Below are 18,610 nucleotides of genomic sequence, written 5' to 3'. Positions count from 1 at the left end.
AAACCATGGAAACGCCGCTGCCTGCCAAGCCCTGCCCCAAGATCGACCCGGTCAGCCGCGGCTTCTGGGAAAACTGCCACCGTGGCATCCTGTCCGTGCAGCGCTGCGAGGAATGCGGGAATACACATTACCCCGGCACGCCGGTCTGTCCGGCCTGCCTTTCCTCGCGGCAATCCTGGGCGCCAGTCTCCGGCAGGGGCACGCTGGTGTCCTGGGTGCGCTTCCACCAGGCCTATTGGGACAGCTTCCGCGCCGACCTGCCCTACCTGGTCTGCCTCGTGCGGCTGCAGGAAGGGCCGCTGATGTTGAGCAACTTCGCCGGGGAGGCGCCGGATGATCCGCCGATCGGCAGCGCCGTGGAAGTGGCCTTCGACAAGGTGGACGATGAGCTGACGCTGCCGAAGTTCCGCCTGACCAGCTGAGGCGGCGGCCGTGATGCGCCCCGGCAGAGGGCGCGCCGGCGATCAGGGGAGGAAGAGCGACGATGAAACGACGATTGCTGATGCTGACCCTTGCCGCGATGACGTCGGCGGCCATGCCCGCGATGGCGCAGGACCGCGGCACGCTGCGTGTCGCCATCCATGCCAACCTGCAGATCCTGGACCCGGTCTGGACCACCGGTCTCATCACCCTGCGGCACGGCTATCTCATCTACGACACGCTCTACGGCATGAACTCCAAGTTCGAGCCGAAGCCGCAGATGGTGGACCACCACACCGTCTCCGATGACAAGCTGCTCTGGACCTTCACCCTGCGCGACGGGCTCGCCTTCCATGATGGGCAGCCGGTGCGGGCGGCGGATGTGGTGGCCTCGCTGCGCCGCTGGATGCAGCGCGACCCGATGGGCCAGCGCCTCGGGCAGTTCACCGCGGCGCTCGAAGCCGTGGACGACCGCACCTTCTCCATCAAGCTGAAGGAGCGCTACGGCCTGGTGCTGGAGACCCTGGCCAAGGGCAGCGGCACCTTCGTCATGCCCGAGCGCATCGCCAGCACGCCGGCCAACACGCAGATCACCGAGACCATCGGCTCCGGCCCCTTCATCTTCGAGCGCGATGAGTGGCGCCCCGGCAGCCTGGTGGCCTACCGCCGCAACCCCGCCTACAAGCCGCGGGAGGAGCCGGCCGACTTTCTCTCCGGCGGCAAGCGGGCGCTCCTGGACCGTGTGGAGTGGCGCTACATCCCGGATCAGAATACCGCGCTCGCGGCGCTGAACGCCGGCGAGATCGACTATTACGAGGCGCCGCCGCTGGATTTCATCCCGCTGCTGGAGCGCAACCCCAACGTCAAGCTGGAGATCATCGACCCGCTTGGCACGCAGCTTCTGGTGCGCGCCAACTGGCTCTACCCGCCCTTCAACGACGTGCGGGCGCGGCAGGCCCTGGCGCTGCTGGCGAAGCAGGAAGACTACATGCGCGTGGTGGTGGGCAATCCCCGCCTCTACACCGCCTGGTGCGGCGCCTTCTTTCAGTGCGGTTCGGGCAACGAGACGGATGCCGGCAGCGAGCCCTATCGCCAGCCGGACCTCGCCCGCGCCAAGGAACTCCTGCAGGAGGCGGGCTACAAGGGCGAGCCGATCACCGTGCTGCAACCCAGCGACCGGCCGCAATACAATGCCGCCACCATGGTGCTCATCCAGGGCCTGCGGCGCGCCGGGGTGAAGGTGGATGTGCAGGCGATGGACTGGTCCACCCTGCTATCCCGCCGCGCCCGCAAGGACCCGCCCAACGCCGGTGGCTACCATCTCTTCATCACCGGGCAGGGTGGCCCCGACACCGCAAACCCGAGCGCCAACACCTGGTTCAACAGCCGCTGCGAGCGCGCGAATCCCGGCTGGGCCTGCGACATGGAACTGGATGCCATGGTCGCCGACTGGGCGCGCGAGAGCGACCCCGAGGAGCGCCGTCCGCTGCTGGAGAAGCTGCATCGCCGTGCCTGGGAGACCTTCCCCTATCTGACGATCGGCCAGTTCACGCAGCCCATCGCGGTGCGCAAGAACATCCACGGCGTCGTGCCGGCGGGGCAGCCGGTCTACTGGAACATCGAGAAGCGCTGAGGGGAGGGGGCGCATCATGGGCAGCTACATCCTTCTCCGCGTTCTCGCGACCATTCCGGTGATGGCGGTGGTGGCGGTGATCGTCTTCCTGATGCTGCGGCTCAGCCCCGGTGACCCCGCGGCGATCCTCGCCGGCGACCAGGCCACCGCCGAGGATATCGCCCTCATCCGCGAGCGGCTCGGCCTGGATCAGCCGCTGCTGCAACAGTTCGTCCTATGGGTCGGGCAGTTGCTGCGCGGCGATCTCGGCAGCTCCATCTATCTCAACCGGCCCGTGCTCGGCCTGATCCTGGAGCGGGTGGAGCCGACACTGGCCCTTTCGGTCAGCACCATGGCCTTCGCCGTTCTTCTGGCGGTGCCGCTGGGCGTGCTCGCGGCCTGGCGGGCCGGATCCTGGGTGGACCAGGCGATCATGGCGCTCTCCGTGCTGGCCTTCTCGCTGCCCGTCTTCCTGATCGGCTACGGGCTGGTGATCGGCTTCGCCCTCCAGCTCGACCTGTTGCCGGTGCAGGGCTTCGTCAGCCTGAGCGAGGACCCGCTGGCCTTCGCGCGGCACCTCGTGCTGCCGACACTTACCCTCGGCCTCGTCTACATGGCGCTGCTGGCGCGCATCACCCGCGCGACCATGCTGGAAGTGCTGAACGAGGATTTCATCCGCACCGCCCGTGCCAAGGGCCTGGCCGAGCCGCGCGTGCTGATCCTGCACGCGCTCAAGAACGCCTCCGTGCCGATCGTCACCACCATCGGCGTGGGCATCGCGATGCTGATCGGCGGCGTGGTCGTCACCGAAAGCGTCTTCGCCATTCCGGGCATCGGGCGGCTCACCATCGAGGCGGTGCTGCAGCGCGACTACCCGATCATCCAGGGTGTGATCCTGACCGTCGCCGGCGTCTATGTGCTGGTGAACCTGGCCATCGACCTCACCTATTCCGCGCTCGATCCGCGCATCCGGTACTGAGCGGAGGGCCGCCGCATGAGCGTATCGCTGAACGCCTCCGCCCCGGCCGCGCCGCGCCGCTTCCGTCCGGCCCGCCTGCTGCGCCGCCACCCTGGCGCCGCGCTGGGCGGGCTGGTGCTGCTGCTGCTGGTGCTGAGCGCGCTCGGCGCCCCCTGGATCGCCACGCACGACCCGATCGAGATGAACGTTATCGACCGGATGCTTCCGCCGGGCGGCGACTACCTGTTCGGCACGGACGCCTATGGGCGGGACCTGTTCTCCCGCGTGGTCCATGGCGGCCGCGTCTCGCTGCTGATCGGCCTCGCCGTGGCGCTGGCGAGCACCGTTCTCGGCCTGGCCCTGGGCGTCATCGCCGGCTATTTCCGCCTGGCCGACGCCATCATCATGCGGGTAATGGACGGTCTGATGGCCATCCCCGGCATCCTGCTCGCCATCGCGCTGATGTCGCTCACCCGCGCCAGCCTCTGGGTGGTGGTGGTCGCCATCACCATCCCCGAGATCCCGCGCGTCGTGCGGCTGGTGCGCGCGGTGGTGCTCTCGGTGCGCGAGCAGACCTACATCCAGGCCGCCGCCGCCATCGGCACGCGCTTTCCCCGGCTGATGCGCCGCCACATCCTGCCCAACACCTTCGCGCCGCTGATCGTGCAGGCGACCTATATCTGCGCGTCCGCGGTGCTCACCGAATCCTATCTCAGCTTCCTCGGCGTCGGCACGCCGCCCGAGATCCCGAGCTGGGGCAACATCATCGCGGAGGGACGGCTCTACGTGCAGCTCGCCTTCTGGAACATCCTGTTTCCCGGCATCGCGCTCGCCCTCATGGTCTTCTCCATCAACGTCCTCGGCGACGGGCTGCGCGACGCGCTCGATCCGCGCCTGGCGAGGCGGCTGTGAGCGCCGCCACGGCCGTGGCGACGGCGCCCGTCGCCTCGCCGGAGCAGGGTGGGGTGCTGCTCGAAGTGCGCGGCCTGCGCACCGAATTTTGCGGCGAGGGGCCGCCCGCTGTCGCTGTCAACGACCTCTCCTTCGCCGTGCATCAGGGCGAGACGCTTTGCATCGTCGGCGAATCCGGCTGTGGCAAGAGCATGACCGCCCTCTCCCTGCTGCGGCTGGTGCCGAAGCCTTCGGGCCGCATCGCGGCGGGCAGCGCGGTGATGGGCGGGCGCGATCTCCTCACCCTCTCCGACGCGGCGATACGCGCGGTGCGCGGCGGCGAGATCGCCATGATCTTCCAGGAGCCGATGACCAGCCTGAATCCGGTGCTCACCATCGGCCGGCAGATCGCCGAGACCGTGATGGTGCATGAGCGCCTGCCCTGGGACCGCTGCATGGACCGTGCGCTCGCCATGCTGCGACAGGTCCGCATGCCTGAGCCCGAGCGGCGGCTGCACGAGTATCCGCACCAGCTCTCCGGCGGCATGCGCCAGCGCGTGATGATCGCCATGGCGCTGGCCTGCCGTCCCCGGCTGCTGCTGGCGGACGAGCCGACCACGGCGCTCGATGTCACCATCCAGGCGCAGATCCTCGACCTCATCCGCGACCTGCAGGAGGAGACCGGCGCGGCGGTCATCCTGATCACCCACGATCTCGGCGTGGTCGCCGAAATGGCGGACCGGGTGGTGGTCATGTATGCCGGCCGCAAGGTCGAGGAGGCGGCGGTGGACGAACTCTTCGACGCGCCGCTGCACCCCTATACGCGCGGCCTGATGGCGGCCATGCCGCATCTTGGCGGTGTGGGGGCCCGGCGGCGGCGCCTCGCGGAGATCCCCGGCGTGGTGCCGGCGCTGACCGCCATGCCGCCCGGCTGTCCCTTCGCCACACGCTGCGACCGCGCCACCGACCCGTGCCGGGAGACCATGCCGCCGCTGGTCGAGGAGCGCCCGCGCCACCTTGTCGCCTGCTGGCACCCGGAGGAGCCGGGCGATGAATAAGGTTTCCACGCCGCCGCTGCTCTCCGTCGAGGGGCTGGTCAAGCATTACCCGGTCGGTCGCGGGCTGTTCGGCCGCGGGGGAGGGGAGGTGCGGGCGGTCGACGGCATCAGCTTCGCCATCGCCCCCGGCGAGACGCTCGGGCTGGTCGGCGAGAGCGGCTGCGGCAAGTCCACCGCCGGCAAGGCGATCCTCAAGCTGGTGGAGCCGAGCGCCGGCACCATCCGCCTGGGCGGGGAGGACATTACGCATCTCCGCCCATCGGAGATGCACCGGCACCGCCGGCGCATGCAGGTGATCTTCCAAGACCCCTATTCCTCCCTCAACCCGCGCATGACGGCGGGTGAGATCGTCGGCGAGCCTTTCGTCAACTACGGCATCGGCAACCGCACCGAGCAGCGGGACCGCGTCGAGGCGCTGTTCCGCCGCACCGGGCTGCGGCCGGACCAGATGGCGCGCTACCCGCACGAGTTCTCCGGCGGCCAGCGCCAGCGCCTCGGCATCGCCCGCGCCCTGGCGCTGGGGCCGGAGCTGATCATCGGCGACGAGCCGGTTTCCGCCCTCGACGTCTCCGTGCAGGCGCAGGTCATCAACCTGCTGATGGACCTGCAGGAGGAGCTGGGTCTGAGCTACCTGTTCATCGCGCATGACCTTGGCGTGGTCGAGCATATCAGCCACCGCGTCGCGGTGATGTATCTCGGCAAGATCGTCGAGCTGGCGTCGCGGGCCGCGCTCTTCGCCGCGCCGCGCCATCCCTATACGGAAGCGCTGCTCGCCGCGGTGCCGCCCTCGCGCCCGCTGCCGCGGGTCGGCGGGCGCCGGCCGCCACGGCCCGCGCGCCCGCTGCTGCGCGGCGACGTGCCGAGCCCGTTGCGCCCGCCGCCGGGCTGCCGCTTCCACACCCGCTGCCCCATCGCGGTGCAGGCCTGCCGGGAGGCGGAGCCGCCGCTCGTGATGGATGCGGAAGGTCATGCCGTCGCCTGCCATCTGCGCGCCCCGGCCACGGGCGCCGCATGAGCGGGGGAGCGGGACTCTCGCCAGCAACGCAGTGGCCGGAAACAGCCAGGGAATGGGTGGAGTGACGGTGCAGCAGGATCGGACAGGCGCGGCCCCGGAACCGGGAAAGCTCGATGCGGAGGCTCCCGGCATGCTGGCCGGGCTGCGCGTCGTGGAGTTCGCCGACGAGCTGGCGGAATATGCCGGGCTCATCCTGGCCGGGCTCGGCGCGGAGGTCATCAAGGTCGAGCCGCCGGAGGGTTCGCCCACCCGGACAATCGGCCCCTTTGCCGGCGACACGCCGGACCCTGAGAAGTCGCTGCATTTCTGGACCTACAACCGCGGCAAGCGCTCGGTGCGGCTCGACATCGCCGACCCGGAGCAGCGGCCAGCGCTGGAGGCGCTGATCCGCTCGGCCGATATCGTGCTGGAGTCCACGCGCGGCGGTCTGCACAGCGCGCTCGGCGAAAGCCTGGAGAGCCTGCCGCGCCGCTTCCCCGGCTTGGTGGTGGCGCGGATGACGCCCTTCGGCGACACCGGTCCCTGGAAGGACTACCGCGCCAGCGACCTCATCCATCTCGCCCTGGGCGGGGTGATGATGAACTGCGGCTACGACGCCACACCGGGCTGGCACTACGACCTGCCGCCGATCGCGCCGCAGCTCTGGCACGCCTATCACATCGCGGGCGAGCAGCTCGTGGTCGGCATCCTCGCGGCGCTGTTGCACCGGCTGCACACGGGGGAGGGGCAGGACGTCTCCCTCGCCGTACACGACGCCGTCTCGAAGAACACCGAGCTGGACGTGATGTCCTGGGTGATGCGCCGGGCGCCGCTCTACCGCATGACCTGCCGCCATGCCGGCGAGCATCCGAACCATGTGCCGAATATCGGCCACACCAAGGACGGGCGCTGGTTCATCGCGCTCGGCCTCTCGGTGCGGGACCAGACCAGCCTCGTGCCCTTCCTCTCGAAATACGGCATGCAGGCGGATCTGGTTACCCCGGAGCAAGGCACGGATGCGCGCGCCCGCAACATCCCCGGCTCCGCCGCCGGCGACGAGGGCAAGGCGCATATCACCGAGGTGATCCAGCGCTTCATGCGCGCCTATACCTATGAGGACCTGCCCTGGCGCGACGCGCAGGCCGCCGGCCTGCTCTGGGCGCCGCTGCGCAAGCCGCATGAGAATGTGGAGGATGCCCACTGGCAGGCGCGCGGCACCTTCGCCGCGGTGGAACACCCGGAGCTGGGCCGCACGCTGCCCTATCCCGCCAGCCGATGGCTGAGCACCGAGACGCGCTGGCAGCCCGGCGCGCGCGCGCCGCGCCTGGGTGAGCACACGGAGGCCGTGCTCGGCACCGCGATGCCGGAGCGCCGGCCCTCGGTGCCCGCGCGGCCGCGCGGCGACCCGCCGCGCCTCTCGGCACGCGGCAAGGCCTTCCCGCTGCAGGGCGTGCGGATCTTCGACTTCTCCTGGTTCCTCGCCTCGGCGGGCGGCACGCGGCTCTGCGCGGCCCTCGGCGCCGACGTCATCAAGGTGGAGTGGAAGGAGAACCCGGACACCCGCCTCGCCGCCATGGCGCCGGTGGGCGGGCGGGAAGCCCGCCGCGCCGCGACGGCGCCGCTGAAGGGCGTCACCGATTCCGACATGGGCGGGCAGTTCAACAACAAGAACGCCGGCAAGAGCGGGCTCTCGCTGAACATCCGCCACCCCAAGGGGCTGGAGATCGCGCGCCGCATGATCGCGCAATCCGATGTGGTGGCGGAAGGCTTCTCGCCCGGCGTGCTGAAGCGCCTCGGCCTCGGCTACGAGGTGCTGCGCGAGATCCGGCCCGACATCATCTACGTGCAGCAGTCCGGCATGGGCGGCGTGGGCACCTATGGGCGCTTCCGCACCATCGGCCCCGTGGCGGCGGCCTTCGCCGGCACCGCCGAGATGTCGGGCCTGCCGGAACCCGCCATGCCCGCCGGCTGGGGCTATTCCTATCTCGACTGGATCGGCGCCTATGGCTTTGCCACGGCCATCCTCGGCGCGCTGTTCCACCGCGACCGCACCGGGCGCGGGCAGTGGATCGACAGCTCCCAGTGCGAGGCCGGCATCTTCCATTGCGGCGTGCCGATCCTCGACCATCAGGTGAATGGCCGCGCCTGGACGCGCATCGGCAACCGCTCGCCCTACAAGCCGGCGGCGCCGCACGGCGCCTATCGCTGTGCCGGGGCGGATCGCTGGATCGCCATCGCCTGCTTCACCGAGGCGGAGTGGCGCGGGCTTTGCCGGGCCGCCGGGCATCCGGCCTGGACCGGCGATCCGCGCTTCGCGACGCTGGAGGCGCGCCTGGCCCACCAGGATGCGCTGGACGCTGCCGTCACCTCCTGGACGCGGGAGCAGGAGGCGCATGCCTGCATGGCGGCGCTGCAGGCGGCCGGCGTGCCGGCGGGCGTCTGCCAGGACGCCGAGGACCGCTGCGACCGCGACCCGCAACTGGCGGCGCTGGACTGGATGACCGAGGTGACGGGCACCAGGATCGGCCGCTGGCCCGTCACCGAACTGCCGGCGAAGCTGTCCGCCACCCCGGCCTATAGCGGCGGCATCATCGACCGGGGTGCCCCCGGCTATGGCGAGGACAACGCGCGGCTGCTGCGCGACCTGCTCGGCTATTCCGCGCAAGAGGTGGCCGAACTGGCCGCCGAAGGGGTGATCTGACCCCGTGCCCGGCGCCGGAGACATCGTCTTCGTGGGCGACCTGCACCGGCGCTGGGACTATCTGGAAGCGGGCCTCGCCGCGCTGGAGCGGCCGCCCGCGGCGGCGGTGCTGCTGGGCGACATGGAGTGCCACGCGCCGCTGGACCTGCTGGCGGCGCCGCTGCTGCGGCGGAGCGTCGCCGTGCACTGGATCTTCGGCAACCACGACTATGACGGCGGGCCGGAAATGTGGGCCAACCTCGCCGCGCCCGAGCGCAACCCGCTGACCGCCCCCGGCGCGCTGCATGGCCGCGTGGCGGAGATCGGCGGGCTGCGGGTCGCCGGGCTGGGCGGGGTGTTCCGCCGCCGCGTCTGGGAGCCGCCCGCCGCGCCGCGCCTGCGCCGCCGCGCCGATCTGGCCGCCGATCTCGACACGCTGGACGCGAGCTGGAGCCCTGCGCAGCGCCAGGCCCTGGGCGAGGCGCTGGCCGCGATGGCGATCTGGCCGGAGGACTGGGAGGCGCTGCGGGGCCAGCGTGCCGACGTGCTGGTGACGCACGAGGCCCCCTCCAGCCACCCCGCCGGCGCGGCGGCGCTGGAGGGGCTGGCGCGGGCCATGGGGGCTGGGCTGGTGGTGCGGCCACCACCACGTCAACGCCCTCTCGGCGGCCGCGGAGGGCGGGCTGCAGGTGCTGGGGGTGGCGGCGGGCTGGGGCGTGGCCGCCGATGGTCGGGTGCTTTGGCCCGGCGAGGCGCCGCGCTGGCTCGGCCCCTCGCCGCCGGGCTGGCGCTACCTGCCCGCGGGCGCCTGACGGGCGCCGCCCGGGAACGCATCGGAACCGCAACGACAGGGGAAAAGGACGTGCCATGGAGGAGATCGAGATCATCGCGCGCGGGCTGGGCTTCCCGGAAGGCCCGGTGGTGCTGGAGGACGGCGCCGTCCTCCTCACCGAGATCAACGGGGGCCGGATCACGCGCGTCGCGGCGGATGGGGCCGTCACCCGGCTCGGCGCACCGAAGGGCGGGCCGAACGGCCTGGCCATGGGGCCGGACGGGGCGCTCTACCTCTGCGACAACGGCGGTAGCCTGTACCTGCCCGGCCACTTCATGGGCATGGGCCCCGCGTCGGACTACGCGGGCGGCTCCATCCAGCGGGTCGATCCGCGCAGCGGCGAGCGGCGCGTGCTCTACACCGAATGCGAGGGGCACCGGCTCTCGGCGCCCAACGACCTCGTCTTCGACCGGCAGGGCGGCTTCTACTTCACCGACATGGGCAAGCGCTACGCGCGCTCGCGCGACCATGGCGGGCTCTACTACGCGCTGCCGGACGGCTCCGCGATCCGCCAGCTCGCCTATCCCATCCTCAGCCCCAATGGCGTCGGGCTCTCGCCGGACGAGAGCAGGGTCTATGTGGCCGATACCGAGGGGGCGCGGCTGTGGTGTTTCGAGGTGGAGGCGCCGGGCGTGGTGCGGGCCGGAACCTTCCCCGCGCCGCATGGCGGGCACTGCATCGCCGGCCTGCCCGGCCCGACGCGCTTCGACAGTCTGGCGGTGACGGCAGCCGGCAACATCGCCGTGACGACGCTGGGCACCGGCTTCATCACGGTCTTCGCGCCCGATGGCCGGCTGCTCCGGGAGGTGAAGATGCCGGACACGCATCCCACCAACATCTGCTTCGGCGGGGCCGACATGCGGACGGCCTACGTCACGCTCTCCGCCAAGGGCGAACTGGCCCGGATGCGCTGGGACGAGCCGGGGCTGCGGCTGAACTTCCAGCACTGAGCCCTTCCTCCGGCGGCCGGGCGGGGGGCTTTTCGCCCCCTCGTTTACTTCGGCAGGACCGGCCGGGTACTCTGAAGCCGTAATGCCGGACAGGCCCCGGTGAGGATATTGCGACGATGGCGTTCAGGACCAAACAGGATCAAGTGGCGGAGATCATTCGGGAGCGCATCATCGCCGGCACCTATCCGCGCGGCACCAAGCTGAAGCAGTCCCAGATCGCGGAGGAACTGGGCGTCTCCATCACCCCGGTGCGCGAGGCGCTGCACACGCTGGAGGCGGAGGGCTATGTCGCCGGGGTCTCGCACAAGGGGCTGGTGGTGCCCGAGGTGGTGCCCGGCGCCGCCCAGGAAGTCTTCGAGCTGCGCGTGCTGCTGGAACGCGAGCTGACGGCGCGCGCCATCGCGCTCATGACGTCCCAGGACCTCGTGGAACTCAGGGAAAGCCAGGCGCGCATCGTCGCGTTGACGCGCAAGGGCACGCCCCAGGCCATGCGCGCGGAGAACTACCGCTTCCACTTCCGCCTCTACGAGCTGGCCAAGCGGCCGCAGACGCTGCAATTCGTGCGCGTGCTCTGGGCGAAGTATCCCTTCATCGGCCAGGAATATGCCGGGCGGCGCAAGAAGCAGATCGCCGAGCACGAACGCTTCCTCACGCTGCTGGAGGCGGGCGACAAGGAGGGCGCCGTGCAGGCGCTGGTCGAGCACATCGAGAGCGGCTGGGCCGGGCTGCATGCGGAGCACCCGGCGGAAGCGGCCGGCGCCGGCGGCAAGTCACCCCGCCGCGCCGCGCGCCCCGCCCTCGGCCTCCAGCAGGGCCTCGAGACTGCGAAGCGCACCTAGAACGTTGGAGCGCACCAGAGCGGCGGCGAGGCCGAGGTCGCGGTCCTCCAGCGCGCCGACCAGGCGGGCATGGTCCGCGATCGAGCGCTGGATGCGCTCGGGCTGTGACAGGGTGCGCCGGCGGAAGCGCAGGCTGCGCAGCATCAGTGAGTCGAGCAGGCGCTGCAGCGTGCGGTTGCGCGACAGCTCGGCCAGGCGCTCGTGGAAGCGGACGTTGTTCCAGAAGTAGTCGTTCGCGTCGCCCTTCGCTGCGGCGGCGGCCATGCGCACGGCGATCTCGCGCAGCTCCGCGATCTCCGCCGGCGCGGCGTGCTCGCCCGCCTCCGTCGCAACCAGGGCCAGCATGGCGGCGCGCACATGGTAGATCTCGCGGATCTCGGCGCGCCCATGCCGGGCGACCCGCGGGCGGCGCCGGGGCGGGATCTCCACCAGCCCTTCCTTTTCCAGGATGGCCAGCGCCTCGCGCGTCGGCGTCCGGCTGGTGCGGAAGCGGCGCGCCAGCTCCACCGAGTTCAGGTCGCAGCCAGGCGGCAGGAGACCCTCCAGGATTTCGGCGCCCAGCGTGCAGGCGATCTCCGTGACCAGGGAGGGATGCTCCTCGCCGCGCGACAGCACACGGTGGATGACCGCGCGGAACCGTTCCAGGTTCGCCGGCGGCGGCGCCTTCCGCCCGCTGGCGGGGCGGCTGACGGCGCCGTCCCGTCCCACCGTCCCGCGCCGCGTACGCGGCGCGTTCACGGGGTGAAGGCTTCGCCCACCACGGGAACGCGCACACGGCCGGCTTGCTCGCCCATCTCGCGCAGGAAGGGCTCGGGCGTCTGCAGCAGGGGCGGGAAGGTCGCGTAGTGGCAGGGCAGCACGGTCTTCGCAGCGGGCAGGAAGCGGCGGACGGCCAGCGCGGCGCTGCGCGGGCCCATGGTGAAGCGGTCGCCGATCGGGACCATGACCACGCTGGGCCGATAGATCTCGGCGATCAGCGCCATGTCCGCGAAGATGTCGGTGTCGCCCATGTGGTAGACGACCGGCTCCGCCTTGTCCTTCGGGCTGATCACCACCCCGTTCGGAAGGCCGAGATTGTGCAGCACGCCGTTCTCGTCCATGGCCGAGGAAGAGTGGAAGGCGATGGTCAGGGAGAGGGCGAACTCGCCCTGGTCGGTGGTGCCGCCGGTGTTCATGGGGTCCGTGGCGGCCACGCCCTTGGCGCCGAGATACTGACAGAGCTCAAAGGTCGCCACCAGCTTGGCGCCGGTGCGCTGCGCGATCGCCACGGTGTCGCCGACATGGTCCGCATGGCCATGCGTCAGCACGATATGCGTGGCACCCGCGGTGGCCGCTTCCGGGTCGCCCCTGAAGCTGCCGTTGCCGCTCAGGAAGGGATCGATCAGCACCGCCGCGGCGCCGAAATCCAGCCGATACGCCGAGTGGCCGAACCAGGTGATCTTCATGCTTGTCTCCTTGTCATGCCGCAGCCGGGTGGCCACTCCCCGTCAGAAGGGCGTGTAGCTCCCGACGAGGTCCAGCGCATCGGCCGCCGCGCCGAAGGGGGCGGGGTCGAAATGCTCGGGCAACGGCACGCGCGCCTCGACGACGCCGAGGAAATCGGTGCCGGCCGCCCCGGCATCATGCGCCAGGATGCGGACCTGCCGTACCTCCGGCCGGTCCTCGAAACTGGCGCGCATCCCGGATACCACCCGCGGCGCGTCACCGGAAGAAAGCCCGCGGAAGCGCAGCAGCAGCAGGCGCGCGGCGCGGCTTGTGAGGCGGTCGCCGGGATAGACCTGCTCGCCCGTGAAGCGCTGCACCCGCGCCCGGGCCGTGACCCGCCTGGTCCAGGGGCTCGCCTGGTCATGCGCCACGCGCAGGTATTCCGGCGCCTCGATCACTGCCGGCGAAGCGAGGTCGTAGAGCGCGAGGTAGCGCGGCGCCGCGCCGGCGAGGCTGTGGAAGCGCAGGCCGCTCTCGAAGCCCGGCACGGCCAGCCGCTCGGGAACGTGCTCGGCGTCGTACCAGGCGTTGAACTCCTCCTCGAAGGCGGGTGGCGGGTGCATCAGCACCAGGAGGAAGCCTTTCTTGCTCATGCCGTCGGGCCTTTCTGTTCCGGGGGCTTGCCGCAAGCCGAACCGAGGAAGTCCAGCACCCGGGCGGCGAAGCGCCGCGGCTGCTGGAACGGCAGGAAATGCGCGCCCTCCTCATCCACCTCCAGCCGCGCCGTGCCGCCGGGCAGCAGATGCCGCACCTCCTCCGCCAGGGCCGGCGGCAGCAGCAGGTCGTGGCGGCCGGCGACCAGGAGCACCGGGCATTGGATGCGCGGCAACTCGGCACTGACATCCGCCGTGGCGAAGCCCAGCACGGCATCGGCATAGGCCATCGCATCCTGCGCGGCGAAGGCGGCGCGGTAGCGTTCATAGGCAGCGCCGCGTGGCTGCGCGGCGAAGGGGCGCTCCACCGCGTCGGGCAGGATGGCCGCCATGCCGCCGGCCTGGACGGCTCGGGCGCGGGCCTGGAGCATCGCCCGGGCCGCTTCGTCGCAGCGGGGCGTGGGATTTGAGAGCACCAGCGCCGGCACGCGCTCAGGATGGCGCGCCGCATAGGCGGCGGCGACCATGCTGCCCATGGCGCAGCCCACCGGAATGACGGCGGACAGGCCCAGCGCGGCACGCAGCGCCTCGACATCCGCCACATGGCGGTCGAGGCCCGGCGGCTGCGCCGCGCGCGGCGAGGCGCCGGCGGAGCGGAGATCCACCGCGAGGCAGGGCAGGGTGGCCTGCCAGTCGGGCAGGCAGGCGTCCCAGAAGTCCAGCGCGGCGCCGAGCGGATGGATCAGCAACAGGGCCGGCCGCCCATCGGCAGGCCGTCCGGTCAGGCGGTGGTGCAGCAGGGGTTCCATCGCCGCCTCACGTCGGGCCGTCGCGCAGGAAGCCGGCGACCGCCGCCGTGAAGGCCTCGCCGCACTCGATCTGCATCATGTGCGGCGCGCCGGGCAACACCGCCAGCCGCGCGCCTGGCACGGCGCGGACGATGGTCCTCTCCGCCAGCGTGGGCGGGGCGGCGGCGTCCTGCTCGCCGGCGATCACCAGGGTGGGGACCGCCACGCCGCCCAGCCGTGGCGTGGCCGAGAAGCCGGCGATGGCGTGCCACCCGCACGACCATCCCGCGGCATCGGTGGAGAGCAGGCGGTTGCGCACCCTCTGCACCGCCGGATCGGCGCGGAAGCCGGGCGTGAACCAGCGTTCGAGGGTCGGTTGCAGCACGGCCGCCATGCCGCCGTTCTCGGCGGCATGGCCGCGCTCGCGCAGCACGGGACGCAGCTCCGCCGGGAAGTCGCCGCCGCAGCCACAGGCGATCAGGGCGGAAACCAGTTCCGGATGGCGCAGGGTCAGCTCCTGCGCCACCATGCCGCCGAAGCTCAACCCCAGCACGGCGGCCGGCCCCGCCCCGAGCTGGCGGATCGTCGCGGCGACGTCCTCCGCATAGTCGGCGATCGGGCGGGGGCGGGAAACCGCCGGCGAGCGGCCATGGCCCGCGAGATCGAGGCTGAGCACGCGGCGCGACCCCGCCAGGGCCGCTGGCAGCGGTCCCCAGAAGCGGCCGTCGAGCCCGACGGCATGCAGCAGGATGACGGGCGGCCCTTCGCCCTCCAACTGGCCCTCCAGGACGAGGCCGGTCATGAACAAGCTCCCCGGCCCGGCCGGGTTGGCCGCATCAGGCGCGGGCTGGCATCCGGCAGGCAGCTCATGCTGGCGTTCTCCCCTGCTGTCGACACTTCTTCCGCTTTCATCCTAGTGCCGACGGCTTGTGGATGGCGCCATTCCCGCCGCCATGCAAGACGATCGAGTGCTGATCAGGAAATTTTGCGTCGCCGCCGCAACGGGTGTCGACGGCCTCGGGAGCAAGGGTCTAGGATGCCGGCGGGCCGAGTGTCGACGAGCTCCGCCCCAAGAGAAGCCGGAGGACACATCCTGAGCACGACTGCGGCCGCGCCTGCGCGGCATCCCGTCATCCGTCCTGACTGGCTTGCCCGCAACGCGGAGCCGGCACTGGAGCCGGACCTGCCGATCGTGGACGCGCACCACCATCTCTGGGAACGCCCGGACGATTCCTATCTGCTTGACGACTTCCTCGCCGATGCCGGCACCGGCCACGACGTGCGGGCGAGTGTCTTCATCGAGTGCCACACGCATTACCGCCCCGGCGGCGATCCGCTGTTCCAGCCGCTCGGCGAAACCGAATTCGTCGCCAGGGCCGCGATGCGCGCGGCGGCGCGGCCAGGTGGCACGCGCGTCGCGGACGGCATCGTCGGCTTCGCGGACCTCCGCGCCGGCGCGGCCATCCGCGCGGTGCTGGAGGCGCAGGTCGAGGCCGGTGCCGGGCATTTCCGGGGCATCCGGCAGATCGCCGCCTGGCACCCGGACCCGGCGGCCCGCGGCTCCGTGGCGACGCCGCCGCCCATGCTGCTGCTGGACCCCGCCTTCCGGGAAGGCTTCGCGCCGCTCGCGCCGCTCGGCCTGAGCTTCGATGCCTGGGCCTATCACACCCAGCTCGCCGAGTTGCGCGACCTCGCCGACGCCTTCCCGGACACCCGCATCGTGCTGAACCATGTGGGCGGTGCCATCGGCATCGGCCCCTATGCCAGCCGGCGGCGCCATGTCTTCGCGGCCTGGAGCGCCGCCATCCGCGAGCTCTCGCATTGCCCCAACCTGCACGTGAAGCTTGGCGGCCTGGGCATGCGCCTCTTCGGCTTCGGCTTTCACGAGGGCGATCAGCCGCCGGATTCCGTCCGGCTCGCCGAGGCATGGCGCCCCTATATCGAAACCTGCGTCGAGGCTTTCGGCCCGGAGCGCTGCATGTTCGAGAGCAACTTCCCCGTGGACAAGGCGAGTTGCGGCTACACCGCGCTGTGGAACGCCTTCAAGCGCATCACCACCGGCTGGCCGGCCGCAGAGCGCGCGGCCTTGTTCCATGACAACGCCACCCGCTTCTATCGCCTCGGCGAAGCGGACTGAGCAGGGAGAGCCACCATGGCACGGGTTCCGCTTCTGCGCCGCGACGACCTGCCGGCCGAGCACAAGGACATCCTGGCGCGCGATATCACCCTGAACCGCGTCCTGGCGAACAGTCCCGGCGCCGCGCGCGCCTTCGACAACCTTGGCATGTTCATCCGCCATCGCAGCCGGCTCGATCCGCGGCTGCGGCAGCTTGCCATCCTGCAGGTGGGATGGCTGGCGCGCAGCCCCTATGAGTGGTCGCACCATGTCCGCATCAGCCGCGATTTCGGCCTGCCGGACAGCGACATCGCGGCCATCGGACCAGAGAGCGAAGGCCAGGAGACCGGGCTGGACCCGCTCGCCCGCCTGGTGCTGCGTGGCGCCCGCGAGATGTGGGATGGGCCCGGCATGTCGGCCGCCACCTTCGACGCGCTGCGGCCGCATCTGGATGCAGAACTGCTGACGGAGCTGACGGTCGTGGTGGCTTTCTATTGCGGCGTCGTGCGGCTGCTGGCGACGCTGGAGGTGGACGTCGAGCCTGACTACCAGCCCTTCCTCCAGGAATTTCCGCTGCCGTCCTGACCGGGCCTTAGGCAATGCCGGAGGGGCCTTCCGCCGCCTCTGTTGATTGCCGCTGAGAACTGCCCCGGTTTTGGAGTGCGCCCCGGTATGTGGACAGATTCGGCGAAATGCATTGCCCCTCCTGGCTGGGCTTCCGGAGGATGGAAGTCATGGCAAGGCACCGTTCCCACAGCGTTGCGTTCAAGCGGCAGATGGCCGAGGCGCTCATCGCGGGCGAGACCCGGCACGCCCTGTCCAAGCGGCACGACATCTCGCGCCAGCTGATCCGGATCTGGGTCGGCAAGTTCGAGGCTGGTGCCCTGGATGAGGACGCGCAGGCGGCCGATCTGATCCAGGAGTACGAGGCCAAGATCGCGGCGCTGAAGCGGATGGCCGGACGGCAGGCGCTGGAGCTCGAGCTGCTAAGGGGGGCTTTGAAGCATGGTCCCCGGCCGAGAAGCGCGACGACCTCCGTCGTCACCGGCTCCCCGGCATCTCCGCCGCCCGGGGATGCGAGCTGATGGGGCTCTCCCGGGTGACTTTGTTTGCCTGGCTGTCATCCTGGGCGCCTGGTCGCGCAAGGTGGTCGGCCACGCCATCAGCCGCTCCATGGACGTCCGGATCGCCGTGGCGGCGCTGCAGGCGGCCATCCGGAACCGCGCGCCACCCAAGGGCCGCATCCACCATTCCGACCGTGGGTGGCAATCCGCATCCGAGGCGTATTGCGAGCTGCTCGCCGCCCACGGCCTGACGGGCTCGATGAGCCGGCGGGGCAATCCATACGATCATGCCAAAGCCGGGAGCTTCATGAAGGCGCTCAAGGTCGAGGCCGTCTAGGCTCAGGGCTCATTAATCCAGAAGAGGATGGCGGCGGCGAGGCAGATAGCGGACATGAAGGTGTGAGCGCATCGGTCATGACGCATGACGATGCGGCGCCAGTCCTTGAGCCTGCCGAACATGTTCTCGATACGGTGCCGCTGGCGGTAGAGCTTCCTGTCATGCACGATGCGCTGTTTGCGGCCACGGTGTGACGGAATGCAGGGCTCGATGCCGCGAGCGGTCAGGGCCTGGCGGAAGCGGTTGCTGTCATGGCCCTTGTCGCCGATCAGGATGCGGGGGGGCGGCAGCGCGTCGAGCATCAGCGCGGCCCCTTTGTGATCGCTCATCTGGCCTTCGGACAGCAGCATGACCAATGGGCGGCCATCCCCATCCGAGACAACGTGCAGTTTGGAGTTCAGGCCGCCTTTGGTACGCCCGATAGGGCGGGGAACAGCCCCTTTTTGAGCAGGCTGGCTGCTGTGCGGTGAGCTTTGAGATGAGTGGCATCGATCATCAGCCGACCCGGCTGCCCTTTGCGCCCTGCCAGCCCCGCGAAGATGCGGTTGAAGACCCCCATGCGGCTCCAGCGGACGAAGCGGTTGTAGAGGGTCTTGTGCGGGCCGTATTCGGCAGGCGCATCGCGCCAGCGAAGGCCATTGCGGATGACGTGGATGATGCCGCTGACGACACGCTGGTCGTCCACCCGCGGCACACCATGCGAGAGCGGGAAGTCGCGCGAGATCCGCTCGATCTGTGCCTTCGTGAGCCAGAACAGGTTGGCCATGGCAGTACCACCGGACACCATGGAATCACAACAGGATCAAAGCGCAAGAGCAGCGTTAATAGGTCCTGAGCCTAGGCTGAGAACCTGATCATCTTCTTGATTGGTCGTAGGTCTTCTGATTCGCTGTGCTTCTTCGGAGGAGGTGGCATGAGCGGATCAGAGTGGCTGAGTGACGAGGCTTGGGCGGTGATCGAGCCGCATCTGCCGCGAGGCCGCCCTGGCGCACA

At 70.6% G+C, this 18,610-nt stretch carries 20 protein-coding genes and 1 pseudogene; 15 read left to right on the top strand and 6 right to left on the bottom strand.

Annotation, left to right across the window (positions count from 1 at the left end; translation table 11 throughout):
* Window positions 1–5 precede the first annotated feature (5 nt).
* The 11 genes and pseudogenes from QMO56_RS22450 (at window position 6) to QMO56_RS22405 (ending at window position 11,234) form a co-directional block, all read left to right on the top strand.
* Complete coding sequence (locus tag QMO56_RS22450; RefSeq protein ID WP_283529473.1) at window positions 6–422, top strand: Zn-ribbon domain-containing OB-fold protein; 417 nt, start codon at window positions 6–8, stop codon at window positions 420–422.
* A 62-nt stretch (window positions 423–484) separates the two neighbouring features.
* Entirely contained in the window at window positions 485–2,053 is a 1,569-nt protein-coding gene (locus QMO56_RS22445; RefSeq protein WP_283529472.1) for an ABC transporter substrate-binding protein, read from the top strand.
* A gap of 16 nt (window positions 2,054–2,069) precedes the next feature.
* On the top strand, window positions 2,070–3,011 hold the full coding sequence (locus QMO56_RS22440) for an ABC transporter permease (RefSeq protein WP_283529471.1): 942 nt from the start codon (window positions 2,070–2,072) through the stop codon (window positions 3,009–3,011).
* 15 nt (window positions 3,012–3,026) lie between these two features.
* The gene (locus QMO56_RS22435) at window positions 3,027–3,902 is read left to right on the top strand and encodes an ABC transporter permease (RefSeq protein WP_283529470.1); all 876 of its coding nucleotides are present in this window, start codon (window positions 3,027–3,029) and stop codon (window positions 3,900–3,902) included.
* A complete protein-coding gene (locus tag QMO56_RS22430) occupies window positions 3,899–4,939 on the top strand; it encodes an ABC transporter ATP-binding protein (protein ID WP_283529469.1) in 1,041 nt (346 codons plus the stop codon). Before QMO56_RS22435 ends, QMO56_RS22430 begins: the two co-directional genes overlap by 4 nt.
* Window positions 4,932–5,954 (top strand): ABC transporter ATP-binding protein, encoded by a 1,023-nt coding sequence (locus QMO56_RS22425; RefSeq protein ID WP_283529467.1) that lies wholly within the window; start codon window positions 4,932–4,934, stop codon window positions 5,952–5,954. The genes QMO56_RS22430 and QMO56_RS22425 overlap by 8 nt, the downstream gene beginning before the upstream one ends.
* 52 nt (window positions 5,955–6,006) lie before the next feature.
* Window positions 6,007–8,634: a CaiB/BaiF CoA-transferase family protein gene (locus QMO56_RS22420; RefSeq protein WP_283529466.1), complete on the top strand. Its 2,628-nt coding sequence runs from the start codon at window positions 6,007–6,009 to the stop codon at window positions 8,632–8,634.
* 4 nt (window positions 8,635–8,638) lie between these two features.
* A pseudogene (locus tag QMO56_RS27025) lies at window positions 8,639–9,238 on the top strand (metallophosphoesterase); the annotation flags it as partial.
* 64 nt (window positions 9,239–9,302) lie between these two features.
* Window positions 9,303–9,425 (top strand): hypothetical protein, encoded by a 123-nt coding sequence (locus QMO56_RS22415; protein ID WP_283529465.1) that lies wholly within the window; start codon window positions 9,303–9,305, stop codon window positions 9,423–9,425.
* A gap of 55 nt (window positions 9,426–9,480) precedes the next feature.
* Window positions 9,481–10,395, top strand: coding sequence for an SMP-30/gluconolactonase/LRE family protein (locus QMO56_RS22410; protein WP_283529464.1), 915 nt, complete (start codon window positions 9,481–9,483; stop codon window positions 10,393–10,395).
* A 116-nt stretch (window positions 10,396–10,511) separates the two neighbouring features.
* Window positions 10,512–11,234 carry a GntR family transcriptional regulator gene (locus QMO56_RS22405; protein WP_283529463.1) on the top strand — a complete coding sequence of 241 codons (723 nt, stop codon included), beginning with the start codon at window positions 10,512–10,514 and terminating at the stop codon, window positions 11,232–11,234.
* Here the strand turns inward: QMO56_RS22405 and QMO56_RS22400 are convergent.
* From QMO56_RS22400 to QMO56_RS22380, 5 genes are read right to left on the bottom strand one after another with little or no spacing between them, the layout of a single operon-like run.
* Window positions 11,166–11,972 (bottom strand): GntR family transcriptional regulator, encoded by an 807-nt coding sequence (locus tag QMO56_RS22400; protein WP_283529462.1) that lies wholly within the window; start codon window positions 11,970–11,972, stop codon window positions 11,166–11,168. The two genes, QMO56_RS22405 and QMO56_RS22400, sit on opposite strands and share 69 nt — an antisense overlap.
* Window positions 11,969–12,679: a metal-dependent hydrolase gene (locus tag QMO56_RS22395; protein ID WP_283529461.1), complete on the bottom strand. Its 711-nt coding sequence runs from the start codon at window positions 12,677–12,679 to the stop codon at window positions 11,969–11,971. Before QMO56_RS22395 ends, QMO56_RS22400 begins: the two co-directional genes overlap by 4 nt.
* A gap of 42 nt (window positions 12,680–12,721) precedes the next feature.
* Window positions 12,722–13,312, bottom strand: a complete 591-nt coding sequence (locus QMO56_RS22390) for a DUF4286 family protein (RefSeq protein ID WP_283529460.1) — start codon at window positions 13,310–13,312, stop codon at window positions 12,722–12,724.
* A complete protein-coding gene (locus QMO56_RS22385) occupies window positions 13,309–14,121 on the bottom strand; it encodes an alpha/beta fold hydrolase (RefSeq protein WP_283529459.1) in 813 nt (270 codons plus the stop codon). Before QMO56_RS22385 ends, QMO56_RS22390 begins: the two co-directional genes overlap by 4 nt.
* A 7-nt stretch (window positions 14,122–14,128) precedes the next feature.
* A complete protein-coding gene (locus QMO56_RS22380) occupies window positions 14,129–14,902 on the bottom strand; it encodes an alpha/beta fold hydrolase (protein WP_283529458.1) in 774 nt (257 codons plus the stop codon).
* Between the two features lie 249 nt (window positions 14,903–15,151).
* Here QMO56_RS22380 and QMO56_RS22375 point away from each other — a divergent pair, with 249 nt between their 5' ends.
* The 4 genes from QMO56_RS22375 to QMO56_RS22360 all read left to right on the top strand — a co-directional run bounded on the left by QMO56_RS22375 (window position 15,152) and on the right by QMO56_RS22360 (window position 17,617).
* Window positions 15,152–16,237 carry an amidohydrolase gene (locus tag QMO56_RS22375; RefSeq protein ID WP_283529457.1) on the top strand — a complete coding sequence of 362 codons (1,086 nt, stop codon included), beginning with the start codon at window positions 15,152–15,154 and terminating at the stop codon, window positions 16,235–16,237.
* A 15-nt stretch (window positions 16,238–16,252) separates the two neighbouring features.
* The gene (locus QMO56_RS22370) at window positions 16,253–16,801 is read left to right on the top strand and encodes a carboxymuconolactone decarboxylase family protein (RefSeq protein ID WP_283529456.1); all 549 of its coding nucleotides are present in this window, start codon (window positions 16,253–16,255) and stop codon (window positions 16,799–16,801) included.
* Between the two features lie 107 nt (window positions 16,802–16,908).
* Window positions 16,909–17,301, top strand: a complete 393-nt coding sequence (locus QMO56_RS22365; RefSeq protein ID WP_349362380.1) for a transposase — start codon at window positions 16,909–16,911, stop codon at window positions 17,299–17,301.
* Complete coding sequence (locus QMO56_RS22360) at window positions 17,222–17,617, top strand: DDE-type integrase/transposase/recombinase (RefSeq protein ID WP_349362379.1); 396 nt, start codon at window positions 17,222–17,224, stop codon at window positions 17,615–17,617. The genes QMO56_RS22365 and QMO56_RS22360 overlap by 80 nt, the downstream gene beginning before the upstream one ends.
* 2 nt (window positions 17,618–17,619) lie before the next feature.
* On the opposite strand, the gene QMO56_RS22355 is transcribed toward QMO56_RS22360, so the two are convergent.
* Window positions 17,620–18,383 (bottom strand): IS5 family transposase gene (locus tag QMO56_RS22355; protein ID WP_283529453.1). Its coding sequence is split into 2 segments (ribosomal slippage): window positions 17,620–18,050 and window positions 18,050–18,383, totalling 765 coding nucleotides; the frame shifts between segments, so codons are not numbered across the junction.
* Window positions 18,384–18,610 lie beyond the last annotated feature (227 nt).

The organism is Roseomonas sp. E05 (assembly GCF_030063475.1).
Lineage (GTDB): Bacteria > Pseudomonadota > Alphaproteobacteria > Acetobacterales > Acetobacteraceae > Pseudoroseomonas.
This window is presented reverse-complemented; position numbering and strand designations above follow the sequence as displayed.